Here is an 18694-nt window from a genome sequence, read left to right as displayed (position 1 = left end):
CCCACCGCAGACCAGGTTGAGGACTGCTTCGCAGTCCAGCGGGAGCAAGCTCCCTCGCCACAAAAACCTTTCGCAGCCCACATGAAATCCGGGCATAAAAAAAGGCCACCCAAAGGCAGCCTTTAAAAAACTAGAGAGGTTTTTTGCTTACACGGCCGCGACAGGGCGCATGTAAGAGATTGGTGCGGTGCTGGCGTCTTCGAACGTCACGACTTCCCAAGCGTCTTTCTGCTCAATCAACTTGCGCAGCAGCTGGTTGTTCAGTGCGTGGCCGGACTTGAAGCCCTTGAACTCACCAATCAGGCTGTTGCCCAGCAGGTAGAGGTCGCCGATCGCATCGAGGATCTTGTGTTTGACGAATTCGTCTTCATAACGAAGGCCGTCTTCGTTCAGCACGCCATCGGAATCGACCACGATCGCGTTTTCAACACTGCCGCCGAGTGCGAGGTTGTGCTTGCGCAGGTACTCGATATCACTCATGAAACCAAAGGTACGGGCGCGGCTGACTTCTTTTACAAACGAAGTGCTGGAAAAATCCACGCTTGCACTCTGGGTGCGGTCACGGAAAACCGGGTGATCGAAATCGATCTCGAAGCTCACCTTGAAACCTTCGAAAGGGACGAAAGTGGCGCGCTTGTCGCCGTCTTCCACTGTCACTTCCCGCAGGATGCGGATGAACTTCTTGGCCGCGTCCTGTTCTTCCAGGCCAGCCGATTGAATCAGGAATACGAAGGGTCCGGCACTGCCATCCATGATCGGGACTTCGGACGCGGAGAGCTCGACGTAGGCGTTATCGATGCCCAGGCCAGCCATGGCCGAGAGCAAATGCTCCACCGTGTCCACTTTGGTGTCACCGTTGACCAGCGTGGTCGACATAGTGGTTTCACCAACGTTTTCCGCGCGAGCAGGAATCTGCACCACAGGGTCGAGGTCGGCACGACAAAACACAATGCCGGTGTCGACAGGCGCGGGCTTGAGGGTCAGGTAGACCTTCTCGCCGGAGTGCAGGCCGACACCTGTGGCACGGATAATATTCTTCAGGGTGCGTTGTTTAATCATGGCATGGGCCGCTTCAGCGCAAATTGCGAACTGGTATCAACAAAGGCTGGCGATGATAGCAGACCAGACCTTTGCTGAACACCAATCACCCGTATACCCCTGATACATTCCATCAATCGGCCTGACGACGCAGGAATGCCGGGATGTCCAGGTAATCCAGATCGTCTTGCGGATTCATCTTCGCGGCAGTCGCAGCACCGGCCTGGGCCTGGTTGCGCATGACGGTCGGACGGTCCAGGTCACGGTAGTTCACCGCTGGTGCTTCCTGACGAGCGGCTGGTTGCTGTTGTGGCTGGGAGGCCATGGCAGTCTGAACGGTGTTGTCGATCACCTTCATCGGCTTCTCGATTTTCGCGCCCAGGCCAGTGGCAACCACGGTCACGTGCAACTCGTCACGCATGTCCGGATCGATCACGGTGCCGACCTTGACCATTGCGTGGTCGGACGCGAACGCCTCGATGATGCTACCCACGTCGGAGTACTCGCCCAGGGACAGGTCCGGACCGGCGGTGATGTTCACCAGGATGCCGCGGGCGCCCTGCAGGTTCACATCTTCGAGCAATGGGTTGCGAATGGCCGCTTCGGTGGCTTCGCGTGCACGGTTCGGACCGCTGGCGCAGCCAGTGCCCATCATTGCCATGCCCATTTCGGACATCACGGTGCGTACGTCGGCGAAGTCGACGTTGATCATGCCTGGACGCTTGATGATGTCGGAGATACCGCGAACGGCACCGGCCAGTACATCGTCAGCCTTGGCGAAAGCCGACAGCAGGCTGGCGTCTTTGCCCAGGATGGTCAGCAGCTTCTCGTTGGGGATGGTGATCAACGAGTCGACGCTTTCGCTCAGCGCGCGGATGCCTTCGTCGGCGATCTGCATGCGCTTGCGGCCTTCGAACGGGAACGGACGGGTCACCACCGCAACGGTGAGGATGCCCATTTCCTTGGCCACTTCGGCAATGATCGGCGCTGCACCGGTACCGGTACCGCCGCCCATGCCCGTGGTGATGAACACCATGTTGGTGCCGGCCAGGACTTCAGCGATGCGCTCGCGGTCTTCCAGGGCAGCCTGACGGCCAACCTCGGGATTCGCGCCAGCACCCAGGCCCTTGGTCACGCCGGTACCCAGTTGCAGGATGGTCCGCGCGCCGATGTTTTTCAGCGCTTGAGCATCGGTGTTGGCGCAGATGAACTCGACGCCTTCGATGTTGCTCTTGACCATGTGGTTGACAGCGTTGCCGCCGCCACCGCCGACACCGATTACTTTGATAACCGGGCTAGCGGGGATGTTGTCTACGAGTTCGAACATGTTCCCTCTCCTTACATTCTCTAGTTTTTTTCGCCTACTGCGTTTATTGCCGTCTTGCACGCCGAGCCTGAAACCCGGCGCTTGAAGCTTGAATCAGTCAAAAATTACCTTTTACCCAAGCCTGCAGCCGCTCGAACAGCGGTGCCTTCGGCTCGTCGCTGCTGTAGCTGTCGCGGCTGCCTATCCCTGAGAACGAGATCCCGTCGGACTGCTTTTGCAGGCCATACATCAACAGGCCCACGCCAGTGGAATAGATCGGGTTGCGCACCACGTCATCCAGGCCCTTGACGCCATGGGGCACGCCCAGGCGCACCGGCATGTGGAAAATCTCTTCGGCCAGCTCGACCGCGCCTTCCATCTTCGACGTACCACCGGTCAGCACGATGCCCGCCGGGATCAGGTCTTCGTAGCCGCTGCGACGCAGTTCGGCCTGGATCAGCGTGAACAGCTCGTCGTAACGCGGCTCGACGACTTCGGCCAGGGCCTGGCGCGACAGTTCGCGCGGTGGACGGTCGCCAACGCTTGGCACCTTGATGGTTTCACCGGCACCGGCCAGTTTCGCCAGGGCACAGGCGTAGCGGATCTTGATTTCCTCGGCGTACTGGGTCGGAGTGCGCAACGCCATGGCGATGTCGTTGGTCACCTGGTCGCCGGCAATCGGGATCACGGCCGTGTGGCGGATCGCGCCTTCGGTGAAGATTGCGATGTCGGTGGTACCGCCACCGATGTCCACCAGGCATACGCCCAGCTCTTTCTCGTCGTCGGTCAGCACCGAGTAGGCCGAGGCCAGTTGCTCGAGGATGATGTCGTCGATTTCCAGGCCGCAGCGGCGCACGCATTTCTCGATGTTCTGCGCAGCGTTCACCGCACAGGTCACCACGTGGACCTTGGCTTCCAGGCGCACGCCGGACATGCCCAGCGGCTCGCGCACGCCTTCCTGGTTATCGATCACGTAGTCCTGCGGCAGGGTGTGCAGCACCCGCTGGTCGGCCGGGATCGCCACGGCCTGGGCGGCGTCGAGCACGCGTTCGAGGTCGGCGGAGCTGACTTCGCGATCACGAATCGCCACGATGCCGTGGGAGTTCAGGCTACGGATGTGATTGCCCGCGACGCCGACGAACGCCGAGTGGATCCGGCAACCGGCCATCAGCTGCGCCTCTTCGATGGCGCGCTGGATCGATTGCACGGTGGACTCGATGTTCACCACCACGCCTTTCTTCAAGCCGCGGGACGGGTGTGTACCGATCCCGACGATGACCAGCGTGCCGTCGTCCGCGACTTCGCCTACCAGCGCCACCACCTTGGAAGTGCCGATATCAAGACCGACGATCATTTTTCCGCTTTGCACGTTTGCCATGGGTCCAGCCTCTTCTTAATTCTTCGCGACGGCGGGTACGGCCGTCGTCGGCGCTACCGGTTCCCGCCAGCCAACAGCGAGGCCGTTGGCGTAGCGCAGATCGATGCGCGCAATGTTCGTAATCTGTTCTTTGAGCGTCTTGTCATAGATGGCAATGAAGCGGCGCATCTTTTCCACCAGGTTGCCGCGCCCGAGCAACAGCTCGATGCCCGGCCCCGAGCTGCCCGCGCCAGTGGTCAGGAACCAGCTGCCGCGCTCACGCAGTTCCAGGCGCGCGATGGAGAAGCCCAACGGCCGCAGCATCTGGCTCAACACCTGGTATTGCTGCATCACTTGCTGCTGGGCCCGTTGTGGACCGAACAGTTGTGGCAAATGTTCATAATTCGCCAGTTCCCGTGGCGTAAACGCCTGGCCCTGGTTGTTCAACAGCGACTCGTCGCCCCAACGGGCCACCGGCAGTTGCTCTTCCAGGCGGATCGACACCTGGTCAGGCCACACCCGCCGGACTTCGGCATGGGCGATCCAGGGCATCTGCTCCAGCTCCGTGCGCATGCCCGCCAGGTCGATGGTGAAGAAGCTCGACGCGACGAACGGGGCGATCCGCTGCTGCACCGCCTGCTGGCTGATGTAGCTCAGGTCGCCCTGGACGTTGATCCGGGCGATCGGCCGATCGGCGTAAGGCAGCAGCCGTTGGGCGCCTTCGTAGGTACCGAACCCCAACGCCACCAGCAGCACCGGCCAGAACAGGCTCTTGAGAAAACCAAAATTGGCTTTCGGCAGGCGCGCCGACATCGGCTCCTTGGCCACCATTCGGCTGGCACCCCGCGGCACCGGCTTGCGGCCGGGTGCGGAGGGCTGATGACGAAGCGATGCGCCTTGCATGGCTTAACCTCTTGGCTCTTGTTTGCCGACACTGGCGGCGAGGATCGACAGCACCAGTTGCTGGAAATCCAGGCCGGCGGCGCGGGCCGCCATCGGTACCAGGCTGTGATCGGTCATGCCGGGGGCGGTGTTGACTTCGAGGAACCAGAACTGCCCATCGGCGTCCTGCATCACATCTGCCCGGCCCCAACCGGCAATACCCAGCGCCTCACAGGCCTTGGCCGTGAGGTCCATCAGTTCTTTTTCCTTGGCAGCATCCAGCCCGCAAGGAATGCGGTACTGGGTGTCATTGGCGATGTACTTGGCGTCGTAGTCGTAGAACGTGTGGGGCGTGCCCAGCGCGATCGGGGGCAACACCTGATCACGCAGGGTGGCGATGGTGAACTCCGGACCGGTGATCCATTGCTCGACCAATACTTGCGAATCGTAGGAACTGGCGTCCTTCCAGGCTGCGGTCAATTCAGGCAGCGAATTCACTTTCGCCATGCCGATACTGGAACCTTCATGGGCCGGTTTGACGATCAAAGGGAAGCCCAGTTCCGTCGCCGCCGAAATACAATCGGCCTCGGATGCCAACACGGCGTGACGCGGCGTTGGAATGCCGAGGCTGTGCCAGACCTGCTTGGTGCGCAGCTTGTCCATCGCCAGGGCCGACGCGAGGATGCCGCTGCCGGTGTAGGGAATGCCCAGGCATTCGAGCAGGCCTTGCATGCTGCCGTCTTCGCCGCCGCGACCGTGGAGAATGATGAAGGCGCGGTCGATCTTTTCAGACAACAGGCGCTGCAGGAAATCGTCGCCCACGTCGATGCCGAACGCGTCGACGCCGGCGCTTTGCAAGGCTTGCAGCACGGCGTTGCCGGACTTGAGGGACACCTCGCGCTCGGCGCTCTTGCCGCCGAACAGCACGGCAACGCGGCCGAAGGCTTTCGGTTCGAGGGTCGAGACCAGGTTGGCGTAGGCAGCAGTCATTTCAGTTTCCCCTCGCTGGAGGCCACGATGGCACCGGCGAATAACGGACTATTCAACAGTTTCGGGGCCAGGCCGCCGATATCGCCGGCACCCTGGCACAGCAGGATGTCGCCGGCGCGCAGCAGCGGCTTGACCAGCGGCGCGAGGTCCACGCCGCGGTCGATGTAGATCGGGTCCAACTGGCCGCGCTGGCGAATGCTGTGGCACAGCTGACGGCTGTCGGCACCAGGAATCGGCTCTTCGCCGGCCGGATAGACTTCCATCAACAGCAGCACGTTGGCGTCGGCCAGGACCTGGACGAAATCGTCATAGAGGTCGCGGGTGCGGCTGTAGCGATGCGGCTGGTAGACCATCACCAGACGGCGCTCCGGCCAACCGCCGCGCACAGCCTTGATCACCGCCGCGACTTCGGTCGGGTGGTGACCGTAGTCGTCCACCAGCATCACGTTGCCGCCGTCCACCGGCAGTTCGCCGTAGACCTGGAAGCGTCGACCCACGCCCTGGAACCCGGACAGGCCCTGGACGATCGCTTCATCGCTGACGCCTTCGTCGGTGGCGATGCAGATGGTGGCGAGTGCGTTGAGCACGTTGTGGTTGCCCGGCATGTTCACCGACACATCCAGCGGCTCGCGGTCAGGACGCAGCACGGTGAAGTAGGTCTGCATGCCCTGCTGGCGCACATTGATTGCGCGAACGTCGGCGTCTTCGCCAAAGCCGTAGGTCACGGTCGGACGCTTGACCAGCGGCAGGATTTCACGCACCACCGGATCGTCGAGGCACACCACGGCCAGACCGTAGAACGGCAGGTTGTGCAGGAACTCGACGAAGGTTTTCTTCAGTTTGTTGAAGTCACCGTCGTAAGTCGCCATGTGGTCGGCATCGATGTTGGTCACCACGGCCACCAGCGGTTGCAGGTGCAGGAAGCTCGCATCGCTCTCGTCGGCTTCGGCGATCAGGTAGCGGCTGGTGCCCAGCTGGGCATTGGTGCCAGCGGCATTCAGACGACCACCGATCACGAACGTCGGGTCCAGGCCACCGGCGGCGAACACCGAGGCGATCAGGCTGGTGGTGGTGGTCTTGCCGTGGGTACCGGCGACGGCGATGCCGTGGCGATAGCGCATCAGCTCGGCCAGCATTTCGGCACGCGGCACCACGGGAATGCGGCGTTCCAGGGCGGTGGCAACTTCCGGGTTGGAGGTGTTCACGGCGCTGGACACTACCAGCACGTCGGCGTTGGCGGCGTTCTCGGCGCGGTGACCAATGAAAATCTGCGCGCCGAAGGACTCCAGGCGTTCGGTGACCGGGGAAGCCTTCAGGTCGGAACCCGAGACCTGATAACCCAGGTTCAGCAACACCTCGGCGATCCCGCACATGCCCACGCCGCCGATCCCGACGAAGTGGATGCGGCGGATACGGCGCATTTCCGGTTGCGGCATGGCTTTGCGATTCTCAACCATGGGCCACCTCCAGGCAGCTATCGACCACTTGGGCGGTGGCATCGGGTTTGGCCAGGCGGCGCGCGGCGCGGGCCATGTCTTCGAGTGTTTGCGGCTGCATCAAGACCTCTGTCAGGCGCGCGGCAAGATCCGCGGCGCCAGTCGTTCTTTGCGGCATCAGGAAGGCAGCGCCTTCACGGGCCAAATAATCGGCGTTGCGGGTCTGGTGATCGTCGATGGCGTGGGGCAAAGGCACCAGCATCGAGGGCAGACCGGCGGCAGCCAGTTCACTGATGGTCAGCGCGCCTGCGCGGCAGATCACCAGGTCGGCCCAGCCATAGGCTTGGGCCATGTCTTTGATGAAGGGCTGCACCTGCGCCTCGACGCCAACGGCGCGGTAGCGCTCGGCGGTCACTTCATCGTGATTTTTGCCAGCCTGGTGAAACACTTCCGGGCGCAGTCCGGGAGCGACCTGCGACAGGGCTTCGGGCAGCAATTTATTCAACGGTTCTGCCCCCAGGCTTCCGCCCAGGACCAGCAAACGCGCCTTGCGTCCGGCCAGGGCCGGGCGCGGTGTATCGAGGAACAGCTCGGTGCGCACCGGATTGCCGGTGGTGCGGCGGCTGCCCGACAGGGTAAAGGTGTCAGGAAAGGCTTCACAGACCCGGGCGGCCAACGGCACCAGTAACCGATTGGCGGTACCGGCCACGGCGTTCTGTTCGTGGACGATCACCGGCACGCCGGCCAGTTTCGCGGCGACACCGCCAGGCCCGGTCACATAACCACCGAAACCGACAACACACACCGGCCGCAGCCGACGAATGATCGCCCGCGCTTGCCAGACTGATTTGAGCAGCATCAGCGGCGCCTTGAGCAGCGACAGCTTGCCCTTGCCCCGCAAGCCGCTGGCGTTGATCCGATGCAATTCCAGGCCAGCGGCGGGCACCAGTTCGTTCTCGATGCCCCGGGGCGTACCCAGCCAATGCACGGTGTAGCCGCGCGCCTGGAATTCCCGGGCACAGGCCAGCGCCGGGAATACATGCCCGCCGGTTCCGCCGGCCATGATCAGCACGTTAGCGCCCATGAGTCGGCTCCTCGGCGAAGTCGCTCTCCTGGAATTCCATCTCTTCGCTGCCCAAGTGGGTTCGACTCTCCCATTCGATGCGCAGCAACAGGCCGAGACAGGCACAGCAAATCACCAGGGAGCTGCCGCCATAACTGAGGAACGGCAGCGTCAGGCCCTTGGTCGGCAACAGGCCGACGTTGACACCGATGTTGATCAGGAACTGGCCGATCCACAGGAACGACAAGCCATACGCCACGTAGGCGGCAAAGAACTGCTTGGCCTTCTCTGCCCACAAGCCGATGTACATGCCGCGTACGCAAACGAATACGAAAAGGGCGACGGTGCACAGGGAACCCACCACGCCCAGCTCTTCGGCCAACACCGAGAACACGAAGTCGGTGTGCGCTTCCGGCAGGTAGAACTGTTTCTGCACGCTGTTGCCCAGGCCCACGCCCAGCCACTCGCCGCGACCGAAGGCGATCAGCGCCTGGGTCAATTGATAACCGGAACCGAACTGGTCGGCCCACGGGTCGGTGAAGGTGATCAGACGCGCCATACGGTAAGGCTGCGCCTGCACCAGCACGGTCACCGCTGCCACCGCCAGCGCCACCATCAGGATGAAGCGGAACAGCCCCACCCCACCGAGGAACAGCATGGCCGCCGCCGCACCCATCATCACCACCGTGGCGCCGAAGTCCGGCTCCATCAGCAGCAGGCCCGCCATGGGCAGCAGCACGATGAACGGCTTGAAGAAGCCCATCCAGCTCTCGCGCACTTCCTTCTGGCGACGCACCAGGTAACCGGCCAGGAAAATCACCACGAAGACCTTGGCGATTTCCGAAGGCTGGACGTTGAAGAAGCTGAAGCCGATCCAGCGCATCGAGCCGTTGACCTCGCGGCCAATGCCCGGCACCAGCACCATGACCAGCAGGCCGAAGGCTCCCAGCAGCATCATCCAGCCAAGACGCTGCCAAGTCGCGATCGGCACCATCATGGTGACGACGCAGGCACCCAGGCCGATCACCAGGTAAATCAGGTGGCGGATCATGTGGTAAAGCGTGTTGCCCGACTGCACGGCGGCCACTTCCGACGATGCGGACGTGATCATCACCAGGCCCAGGCCGAGCAATGCCAGGCAACCGGCAAGCATCGGGAAATCCAGGTCGATGCCGCGCCCGGTGATCAACGGCGACGGGTACGGCTTGATGATGTTCATCAGACTCATGCCAAGTCCTCCGCGGCCTGGGCGAACAACTGCCCGCGCTCTTCGTAGTTCTTGAACATGTCGAAACTGGCGCAGGCCGGCGACAACAGCACGGCATCGCCGGGTTGCGCGAGGGCACGGCTTTGCTGCACGGCTTCGTCCAGCGAAGCGACGCGCACCAGTGGCACTGCATCGCCGAGTGCAGCGGCGATCAGCTCGCGGTCGCGGCCCATCAGCACCACGGCACGGCAGTTGGCCGCCACCGGATCGCGCAGATCCTTGAAGTCGGCACCCTTGCCGTCGCCGCCGGCGATCAGCACGAGCTTGCCGTCGATGTCCGCGCCCAGGCCTTCAATGGCCGCCAGCGCGGCACCGACGTTGGTGGCCTTGGAATCGTTGTACCAGGCCACGCCATCAAGATCGCGCACCCACTGGCAGCGGTGTTCGAGCCCGGCGAAGTTGCGCAGGGCCGAGAGCATCGCGTCGAACGGCAAGCCGACCGCATGCCCAAGGGCCAGCGCCGCCAGGGCGTTGGCCTGGTTGTGAGCGCCACGAACCTTCAGCTCGCGCACCGGCATCAGGTTCTGGAACTCGAAGGCGAGGTATTTTTCGCCGTTCTCTTCGCGCAGGCCGAAGCCTTTGAAATCAGGGACACCGAGGCCGAAGGTCCAGCACGGCAGGCCTTCACCCATCAGCGGACGGGTCAACGCATCCTGGCGGTTGAACACCACTTGGCGGGCGCCGCGGAATATCCGGTGCTTGGCCAGGTGATAAGCCGGCAGGCCGCTGTAGCGGTCCATGTGGTCTTCGCTGATGTTGAGTACGGTCGCCACTTCGGCGCCCAACTGATCGGTAGTTTCCAGCTGGAAGCTCGACAGCTCCATCACGTACAACTCGATGTCATCACTGAGCAGGTCCAACGCCGGCGTACCCAGGTTGCCGCCCACGGCGACACGCTTGCCCGCGGCGGCAGCCATTTCGCCGACCAGGGTGGTCACGGTGCTCTTCGCGTTGGAGCCGGTGATGGCGATGATCGGAGCCTTGGCGTTACGTGCGAACAGCTCGATGTCGCCGGACATTTTCACGCCACTGGCAGCCGCAGCCTGCAGGGCCGGGGTTGCCAGCGCCAGGCCGGGGCTCACGTAGAGCTCATCGGCGCGGCACAGGAACTCGACGTCCAGTTCGCCACAACGCACATCTACCTGCGGATAGTCACGGCGCAGCGTGGCCAGCTCAGGCGGATTTTCCCGCGTATCGGCCACGGCAAACGACACGCCCCGGCTCGCCAGGAAGCGAACCAGGGACATGCCGCTCTTGCCGAGGCCGACAACGATGCGGAAGTGGTCAGAAGCGATCAGGGACACTCGTTCTACCTCAGCTTCAGGGTGGCAAGGCCGATCAGCACCAGAATCACGGTGATGATCCAGAAACGGACGATCACACGCGGCTCGGGCCAGCCCTTGAGTTCAAAGTGGTGGTGGATCGGCGCCATGCGGAATACGCGGCGGCCGGTCAATTTAAAGGAGGCAACCTGAATGACGACTGACAGGGTCTCCATCACGAACACGCCGCCCATGATGAACAGGACGATTTCCTGGCGAACGATCACGGCGATGGTGCCCAGCGCCGCACCCAGTGCCAGCGCGCCAACGTCGCCCATGAAGACTTGCGCCGGGTAGGTGTTGAACCACAGGAAGCCCAGGCCGGCACCGATCAGCGCACCGCAGAACACAATCAACTCGCCGGCGCCCGGTACGTACGGGATCAGCAGGTATTCGGCGAACTTCACGTTGCCCGACAGGTAGCAGAAGATCCCCAGGGCGCCGCCGACCATCACCGTCGGCATGATCGCCAGGCCGTCGAGGCCATCGGTGAGGTTGACCGCGTTGCTCGAACCGACGATCACCAGGTAGGTCAACACGATGAAGCCAGCGCCCAGCGGAATGCTGTAGTCCTTGAGCATCGGCAGGATCAGGGTGGTCTCCACCGGCGACGCGGCAGTCATATAAAGGAAGATCGCCGCGCCGAGGCCGAACACCGACTGCCAGAAATATTTCCAGCGGCTTGGCAGCCCACGGGAGTTTTTCTCGATGACCTTGCGGTAGTCGTCGACCCAGCCGATGGCGCCGAAGAACAGCGTCACCAGCAGCACGACCCAGACGTAACGGTTCGCCAGGTCGGCCCAGAGCAAGGTGCTGATGCCGATCGACGACAGGATCAGCGCGCCGCCCATGGTCGGCGTACCGGACTTGGACAGGTGCGATTGCGGGCCATCATTACGGACCGACTGGCCGATTTGCAGGCTTTGCAGGGTGCGGATCATCCACGGGCCCAGGAACAGCGACAACGACAACGCGGTCAGCACACCCAGGATCCCGCGCAGGGTCAGGTACTGGAAGACCGCGAAGCCTTTGTGGAACTGTTGCAGGTACTCCGCTAGCAGCAGCAGCATTAATGTTTCTCCATACGGGTGCCGCACAAAGCCGCCACGATGTTTTCCATCGCCGCACTGCGTGAGCCCTTGATCAATAAGGTGGTGTTCGGGTCTTGCTCGGCGCCCAGGGCCTGGATCAGCTCGGCCTGAGTCGTGAAATGCTGTGCGTGCTCGCCAAACGCCGCCACCGCATGGGCCATCATCGGGCCAACGGCGTACAACGCGTCGACCTTGCCGCGCGCATACGCGCCGACATCATGGTGGCCTTGCTGCGCCCACTCGCCCAACTCACCGATATCGCCAAGCACCAGCACGGTGCGACCGGAGAAGCCGGCGAGGATGTCCACGGCCGCGCACATCGATGTCGGGTTGGCGTTGTAGGTGTCGTCGATGACGCGCATGCCATTGCTCGCCAATTGCGCGACGCTGCGGCCCTTGACCGGTTGCACCGCGTTCAGCCCGGCGACGATGCCTGGCAGCGAAACACCCAGCGCATGGGCGGCTGCAGCGGCGGCCAGGGCATTGGCAACGTTGTGAGTGCCAAGCAGGTTCAACTGCACGCGCTCGGCACCGTTGGGGCTGTGCAGGTTGAAGGCCGGGCAGCCACGGGCATCGCGGTCCAGGTCGCTGGCGTAGAAATTCGCGGCAAGATTGCTCAAGGCAAAGGTCAGTACCTTGCGCTCGCCCGCCCGGTTCTTCCAGATCTCGAAGGCCTTGTCGTCGAGATTGAGCACGGCGACGCCATCGGCATCCAGCCCTTCGATGATCTCGCCCTTGGCCTCGACGATTTTTTCCGGGCCGCCGAACTCGCCGACGTGGGCGGTCCCGGCGTTGTTGAGCACCGCCACGTGGGGCTTGGTCATGGCGACCGTATAGGCAATCTCGCCGAGGCGCGAAGCACCCAGTTCGATGACGCCGGCACTGTGCTCCGGCGCGAGTTCAAGCAGGGTCAAGGGTACGCCGAGGTCGTTGTTCAGGTTGCCACGGGTCGCCAGGACGGGACCGCGCGTGCGCAAGATACTGGCGAGCATTTCCTTGACCGTGGTCTTGCCGCTGGAGCCGGTAATGGCCGCGACCGGGTTGGCAAATGCCGCGCGATTCAACGCACCGAGCTGGCCCAGGGCCTGGCGGGTGTCGCCGACCAGCAATTGTGGCAGCGTGCTGTTGGTCACCTCGCGCTCGACCAACGCCGCGACCGCGCCTTTGCCCGCCACTTCGTTCAGATAATCGTGGCCGTCGAAACGCGGCCCGGCCAGGGCGATGAACAACTGGCCCGGGGCGATCGCCCGGCTGTCGATGCTGACGCCGTTGAACGTGGCGTCCGCTGCGATCAGGCGCGCGCCCAGGGCGTTGGTCAGTTCGCTGAGCTTCAAGGCCTTAAGCATGGGCCACCTCCCATGCGGTCAGCGCGTGATCGGCTTCCACCAGATCGGAAAACGCGTGGCGCTCACCGTTGATTTCCTGGTAGTCCTCGTGCCCTTTGCCGGCCAGGACAATGACGTCATTCGCCGACGCACTGGCGATCAATTGGGCAATGGCCTGGCCGCGTCCGGCCACGAAGGTGACGTTATCCACCGCCGAGAAACCGGCACGGATATCGTCGAAAATCCGCAACGGGTCTTCGCTGCGCGGGTTGTCGTCAGTGACGAGGACACCATCGGCCAGCCGCTCTACGACCTCAGCCATCAACGGACGCTTGCCACGGTCACGATCACCGCCACAGCCGAACAGGCACAGCAACCGACCCTTGGCGTGAGGGCGCAACGCCGTAAGGACTTTTTCCAATGCGTCAGGGGTGTGGGCGTAATCGACCACCACCAGCGGCTGGGTGCCACCGCCCAAGCGCTGCATGCGCCCGGCCGGGCCTTCAAGCTTCGGCAAGACCTTGAGAATTTCATCCAGCGCGTAGTCCAGCCCGAGCAAGGCGCCGACGGCGGCCAATACGTTGCTCAGGTTGAAGCGACCCAGCAAGGTGCTGCGCAGATGATGCTCGCCTTGGGGCGTGACCAGCGTGGCGCGGACACCTTCGTCATCGAATTGTGCCTGGCGTACATAAAGGTAGGCGCTGGCGTCTTCCAGGCTGTAGGTGATCAACCGGGACTCGCGCTGCTCGGCGGCCAGTTGCCGACCGAACTCGTCATCGATATTGATGACCCGGCATTTCAGGTTGTTCCAGGCGAACAGCCGGGCCTTGGCCTCGCCGTAGGCCTGCATCGTGCCGTGGTAATCCAGGTGATCGCGGGACAGGTTGGTCAGCACCGCAACGTCGAAGGCCAATGCGGTGACGCGACCTTGATCGAGACCGTGGGAAGAGACTTCCATCGCAACGGCCTTGGCCCCGGCCTTCTTCAGGTCCGCCAGGGTCGCCTGCACGGCAATCGGGTTCGGCGTGGTGTGCAAGCCGCTTTGCAAGGCGCCGTGGAAGCCGTTGCCGAGGGTCCCGACGATGCCGCAATGCTGCCCGAGTAGATCCAGCGCCTGCGCCACCAATTGGGTCACGCTGGTCTTGCCGTTGGTGCCGGTCACGCCGATCAGGTTCAGGTGTCGGCTCGGCTCGCCATAGAAGCGCCCGGCGATATCCGACAGCTGCGCCGCCAGCCCCTTTACGGGGATCAGCGGCACATCGGTGATCGGCAGCACGGTTGCACCGCTCACTTCATAGGCCACGGCGGCGGCTCCGCGTTTCAAGGCATCGGCGATGTGGTCGCGGCCATCGAAACGGGCGCCCGGCACCGCCAGGAACAGGTCACCGGCGCGCACGTCTCGGCTGTCGAGGGCCAACTCGCGAATCAGCAGGTCATGCCCGGCGTGGGCAAAAATCTTGTTCAGGCTCAGGGACATCAGCCACGCCCTCCGTCAGCTTTCAAGGGAACGACCGGGGCGGTACTCGCCTGCTGGGTCGGCGGCAGATTATCCGGAGTGACGTTCATCAGGCGCAGGGTGCCGGACATCACTTTGCTGAACACCGGCGCGGAAACCAGGCCACCGAAATAGCCGGCCTTGCTCGGTTCGTCGATAACCACCACGATGGCGTAGCGCGGGTCGCTCATCGGGCCGAAGCCGGCGAACAGCGAACGATAGGAGTTTTCGGCATAGCCCTTGGTGCCCACGGACGTCTTGCGCGCCGTACCCGACTTGCCGGCGACGTGATAGGCCGGTACCTGGGCGCGATAGACACCGCGCGGTGCCTCGATCACCTGTTGCAACATGCCCTGCATGGTCTTGGCGACGTTTTCCGGGATGACCTGGGTCGTCTGCGGCGCCTTGTCGGTCTTGATCAGGGTCAGTGGGGCGATGCGCCCGTTGTTGGCCAGCGCGGAAAATGCATGGACGAGCTGGATCGCGGTCACGGAAACACCGTAGCCGTACGACAACGTGGCGGTTTCAGCCTTGCGCCAGTCACGGTAGTTCGGCAGGTTGCCGACGCGCTCGCCCGGGAAGCCCAGGCCGGTGTCCTGGCCAAGGCCGATCTTCTGGGCCAGGCGGTAAATCGTTTCGCCGCCGATGTCGAAGGCGATCTTGCTCATGCCGACGTTACTGGAGTTGATCAGGATGCCGGTCAGGTCGAGCACCGGCCCTTCCGTCTTGGACACGTCGCGAATGGTGTACTTGCCGATCTGCAGGGTGCCCGGGTACACCTCGACGGTGTCGCTCGGTTTCCAGCGCCCGGTTTCCAGCGCAGCAGCCATGGACACGGCCTTCATGGTCGAGCCCGGCTCGAACACGTCGATCATGGCGCGGTTGCGCATCATCGCCGGTTGCAGGTTGCGGCGGTTGTTCGGGTTGTAGGTCGGCTGGTTGACCATTGCCAGGATCTCGCCGGTCTTCACGTCCATGATCACCAGGCTGCCGGCCTTGGCACCGTTCTCGACGATGGCATTGCGCAGCTCGCGGTTGGCCAGGTATTGCAGACGCAGGTCAATGGACAACGCCAAGGGCTTGCCGGCCTTGGCGTTTTTGGTGACTTGGACATCCTTGATCAACCGGCCGCGCCGGTCCTTGATGACCTGGCGCTTGCCGGCGACCCCGGCGAGCCATTCGTCGTAGGCCAGTTCGACCCCTTCCCGCCCTCGATCGTCGATATCGGTAAACCCGACCATATGGGCAGTGACTTCACCGGCCGGGTAGAAACGCCGGAACTCTTCGATGCCGTAGACGCCTGGTACTTTTAAGTCGAGCACACTCTGGCCTTGCTCGGGGGTCAACCCGCGCACCAGATAAATGAATTCCTTATTGGCCTGGGCTTCAAGCCGTTCGGCCAGGGCCTTGGGATCCTGGCCGAGAGCGGCAGCCAGCGCCGGCCACTTCTCCTTGGCCTGCTGCATTTCCTTGGCGTTCGCCCACAAAGTCGTCACCGGCGTACTCACGGCCAGCGGTTCGCCATTGCGGTCGGTGATCAGGCCGCGGTGGGCAGGGATCGGAATATGACGCACGCTACGCGCGTCGCCCTGGCCCTTGAGGAAATCACGGTCGACCACTTGCAAGTCGATGATGCGCCACGAAATCGCCGCCACCATGATTCCGAGCAAGCCCAGGACCAGGCGGAACCGCCACGGGAACAATGCCCCTTCGAGCTTCATCATGGCGCCACCATCTGCACTTCGGCGGCACCGGGGATGCGCATCTTCAATTGTTCAGTGGCCAACACTTCGATACGGCTGTGGGCAGTCCAGGTGCTTTGCTCCAGAATCAACCGGCCCCACTCGGCCTGCGCCTTGTCGCGCACGCTCAGCTCGTTATAAAGGGTGTTCAGCAACTGACGGTTCCAGTGCGCGCTGTAAGACACGGCAATGGCCGACACGAGCACGCCGATAAACAGCAGCAGCATGAAAAAGCTGCCGCCCGGCAGGGGCTTGGCGAAGAGCTTGCTCACCGCAACTTCTCCGCGACGCGCATGACCGCACTACGGGCACGTGGATTGGCCTTGAGCTCGGCCTCGGAGGCGAACTGCGCTTTGCCGTGAATTTTGATTTTCGGTACGAAAGCCTCGAAACGCACCGGCAGGTTGCGCGGCAGATTATCGGCTTCGCCTTTGGTGAGCTTGCGCATGAACAGTTTGACGATACGGTCTTCCAGGGAATGGAAGCTGATCACCACCAGACGACCGCCAATCTCCAGCGCTTCAAGGGCGGCCTCAAGACCAGCCTCAAGATCACCCAACTCGTTATTGACGTGAATGCGCAGGCCTTGGAAAGCCCGGGTTGCCGGATTCTTGCCTTTTTCCCAGGCAGGATTGGCCACTTTCAGTACTTCGGCCAAGTCACCGGTACGCTCGAACGGCTTGATATCACGACGCTCGACCACGGCACGGGCCATGCGACCGGAGAAACGTTCTTCGCCGTACTCTTTGAAGACACGGGCGATTTCTTCCGCCGAGGCGGTGTTGACGAATTCAGCGGCGCTGATGCCGCGGGACGGGTCCATGCGCATGTCCAGCGGGCCGTCATTGAGGAAACTGAAGCCGCGCTCAGGATCGTCCAACTGCGGCGAAGACACGCCGAGATCCAGCAGCACGCCGCTAATCTTGCCGGCCAGGCCGCGCTGTTCGACTTCCGCACCCAGCTCGGCAAAGCTGCGCTGCACAACGACAAAGCGGCCGTCTTCGGCCGCCAGCGCTTGCCCGGTGGCAATCGCTTGAGGATCCTTGTCGAACCCCAGCAACCGACCGTCCGGCCCGAGCTGGCTGAGGATCAGCCGGCTGTGTCCGCCACGTCCGAACGTGCCGTCCAGATAGCAGCCATCAGGACGTACGGCGAGAGCCTCGACGGCTTCGTCAAGCAGTACGGTGATGTGGTTAAAGCCGCTATCAATAGTCACAGGATCAAATCACGCAGTTCATCAGGCATGGCGCCCGGTTGTTGAATAGCAGCAAGGTCAGCGGCGGAAACCGCATTCCAGGCATCTTCGTCCCACAATTGGAACTTGTTCAGTTGGCCTACCAGCATCGCGCGCTTGTCCAGCTTGGCGTACTCGCGCAGGCGCGGCGGCACCAGGAAACGACCGCTGCCGTCGAGTTCGAGGTCGACGGCATTACCGATCAGCAAGCGTTGCAGGCGGCGGTTTTCTTCTCGCAACGACGGCAGTGCGCGTAGTTTGGTTTCGATGATTTCCCACTCATCCAGAGGGTAAACGCACAAACATGGATCAACAGCGTCGATCGTGACGATTAACTGCCCGGAACTTCGCGAAACGAGCTCGTCACGATACCGGCTGGGCATGGCGAGCCGGCCTTTTGCATCGAGACTGATTGCGTTAGCTCCGCGAAACACGTCAGCGTTTCTCCACTTTTTGGCGTTTTACCTTCAAAAAAACCCACTTCATGCCACTTTCCGCCACTTGCGCACACTATAGGAATGCGCCCACCGCACCGTCAAGGCGCGTAATGAAGGAAAAGCCTTATAGATCGGAGATTTAGGAGCGTTTCAGGAGGGGTAACAAGAATCTGACGTAGGAAAATTCGCCTTAACTCAAAGCAACACAGGAGACTGCACGCAGAAGTTAAAGTGATTTGTTAAGAGTAAGATTTTTTTGGTATTAGGAACTGCGTCTGCCAGCGATTCCGGCAGGGAGGGAAAAAGGTGGAGAGTCGATCTGTAAGCCGGGTTCTGTCTTGAACAGTCATTCGTCTACGATGGCCATCACTGGACATCTTTAGCAACCTACCCGGTCCCAGCGCGGGCCACGCCTTGGGACCCTATTTGGTCTTGCTCCAAGTGGGGTTTACCTAGCCACGAACTGTTGCCAGCCGTGCGGTGCGCTCTTACCGCACCTTTTCACCCTTACCGGCGCCGAAGCGCTTAGGCGGTTATTTTCTGTGGCACTTTCCGTAGGCTCACGCCTCCCAGGCATTACCTGGCACTTCGCCCTATGGAGCCCGGACTTTCCTCCCCCCCCTAATTTTCATAGAGGGCAGCGACTGTCCGATCGACTCTCCGCCGCGAAGGTTAACGGTAGAGCGGCTCAAGAACAAGCGATAAAAGC

Annotated in this window: 16 protein-coding genes and 1 other RNA gene; all 17 read right to left on the bottom strand. The window is 62.4% G+C overall.

The features are described from left to right. Nucleotides 1-147: 147 nt before the first annotated feature. On the bottom strand, nt 148-1059 hold the full coding sequence (gene lpxC / locus FHK92_RS08790; RefSeq protein ID WP_030139673.1) for a UDP-3-O-acyl-N-acetylglucosamine deacetylase: 912 nt from the start codon (nt 1057-1059) through the stop codon (nt 148-150). Between the two features lie 112 nt (nt 1060-1171). Continuing rightward, complete coding sequence (gene ftsZ, locus FHK92_RS08785; RefSeq protein WP_030139674.1) at nt 1172-2365, bottom strand: cell division protein FtsZ; 1194 nt, start codon at nt 2363-2365, stop codon at nt 1172-1174. Between the two features lie 97 nt (nt 2366-2462). After that, a complete protein-coding gene (gene ftsA / locus FHK92_RS08780; protein ID WP_003205342.1) occupies nt 2463-3722 on the bottom strand; it encodes a cell division protein FtsA in 1260 nt (419 codons plus the stop codon). Nucleotides 3723-3737: 15 nt separating this feature from the next. Further along, complete coding sequence (locus tag FHK92_RS08775; RefSeq protein WP_030139675.1) at nt 3738-4604, bottom strand: cell division protein FtsQ/DivIB; 867 nt, start codon at nt 4602-4604, stop codon at nt 3738-3740. 3 nt (nt 4605-4607) lie between these two features. Continuing rightward, on the bottom strand, nt 4608-5573 hold the full coding sequence (locus FHK92_RS08770) for a D-alanine--D-alanine ligase (RefSeq protein WP_181287696.1): 966 nt from the start codon (nt 5571-5573) through the stop codon (nt 4608-4610). Then, nucleotides 5570-7030 carry a UDP-N-acetylmuramate--L-alanine ligase gene (gene murC, locus FHK92_RS08765; RefSeq protein WP_030139677.1) on the bottom strand — a complete coding sequence of 487 codons (1461 nt, stop codon included), beginning with the start codon at nt 7028-7030 and terminating at the stop codon, nt 5570-5572. Before murC ends, FHK92_RS08770 begins: the two co-directional genes overlap by 4 nt. Continuing rightward, nucleotides 7023-8093, bottom strand: coding sequence for an undecaprenyldiphospho-muramoylpentapeptide beta-N-acetylglucosaminyltransferase (gene murG, locus FHK92_RS08760; RefSeq protein WP_181287695.1), 1071 nt, complete (start codon nt 8091-8093; stop codon nt 7023-7025). The genes murC and murG overlap by 8 nt, the downstream gene beginning before the upstream one ends. After that, entirely contained in the window at nt 8083-9300 is a 1218-nt protein-coding gene (gene ftsW, locus FHK92_RS08755) for a putative lipid II flippase FtsW (protein WP_030139679.1), read from the bottom strand. The genes murG and ftsW overlap by 11 nt, the downstream gene beginning before the upstream one ends. Next, the gene (gene murD / locus FHK92_RS08750; protein WP_181287694.1) at nt 9297-10643 is read right to left on the bottom strand and encodes a UDP-N-acetylmuramoyl-L-alanine--D-glutamate ligase; all 1347 of its coding nucleotides are present in this window, start codon (nt 10641-10643) and stop codon (nt 9297-9299) included. The genes ftsW and murD overlap by 4 nt, the downstream gene beginning before the upstream one ends. A gap of 5 nt (nt 10644-10648) precedes the next feature. Then, nucleotides 10649-11731, bottom strand: coding sequence for a phospho-N-acetylmuramoyl-pentapeptide-transferase (mraY, locus tag FHK92_RS08745; protein ID WP_030139681.1), 1083 nt, complete (start codon nt 11729-11731; stop codon nt 10649-10651). Continuing rightward, complete coding sequence (locus FHK92_RS08740; RefSeq protein WP_181287693.1) at nt 11731-13098, bottom strand: UDP-N-acetylmuramoyl-tripeptide--D-alanyl-D-alanine ligase; 1368 nt, start codon at nt 13096-13098, stop codon at nt 11731-11733. The genes mraY and FHK92_RS08740 overlap by 1 nt, the downstream gene beginning before the upstream one ends. Continuing rightward, nucleotides 13091-14554: a UDP-N-acetylmuramoyl-L-alanyl-D-glutamate--2,6-diaminopimelate ligase gene (locus FHK92_RS08735; protein WP_181287692.1), complete on the bottom strand. Its 1464-nt coding sequence runs from the start codon at nt 14552-14554 to the stop codon at nt 13091-13093. The genes FHK92_RS08740 and FHK92_RS08735 overlap by 8 nt, the downstream gene beginning before the upstream one ends. After that, a complete protein-coding gene (locus tag FHK92_RS08730) occupies nt 14554-16293 on the bottom strand; it encodes a peptidoglycan D,D-transpeptidase FtsI family protein (protein WP_181287711.1) in 1740 nt (579 codons plus the stop codon). Before FHK92_RS08730 ends, FHK92_RS08735 begins: the two co-directional genes overlap by 1 nt. Continuing rightward, nucleotides 16293-16586, bottom strand: coding sequence for a cell division protein FtsL (ftsL, locus tag FHK92_RS08725; protein ID WP_003178214.1), 294 nt, complete (start codon nt 16584-16586; stop codon nt 16293-16295). The genes FHK92_RS08730 and ftsL overlap by 1 nt, the downstream gene beginning before the upstream one ends. After that, the gene (rsmH, locus tag FHK92_RS08720; RefSeq protein ID WP_375154602.1) at nt 16583-17530 is read right to left on the bottom strand and encodes a 16S rRNA (cytosine(1402)-N(4))-methyltransferase RsmH; all 948 of its coding nucleotides are present in this window, start codon (nt 17528-17530) and stop codon (nt 16583-16585) included. The genes ftsL and rsmH overlap by 4 nt, the downstream gene beginning before the upstream one ends. Then, entirely contained in the window at nt 17527-17982 is a 456-nt protein-coding gene (mraZ, locus tag FHK92_RS08715; RefSeq protein ID WP_003205355.1) for a division/cell wall cluster transcriptional repressor MraZ, read from the bottom strand. Before mraZ ends, rsmH begins: the two co-directional genes overlap by 4 nt. Before the next feature lie 309 nt (nt 17983-18291). Further along, nucleotides 18292-18645: RNase P RNA component class A (gene rnpB, locus FHK92_RS08710), an RNA gene on the bottom strand. Between the last annotated feature and the right edge of the window lie 49 nt (nt 18646-18694).

It is taken from the genome of Pseudomonas brassicacearum subsp. neoaurantiaca (genome assembly GCF_013608025.1).
In the GTDB taxonomy this organism is placed as follows: Bacteria; Pseudomonadota; Gammaproteobacteria; order Pseudomonadales; family Pseudomonadaceae; genus Aquipseudomonas.
Note: the sequence above shows the minus strand (reverse complement) of the source record. Positions and strands in the feature narration are given on the sequence as shown.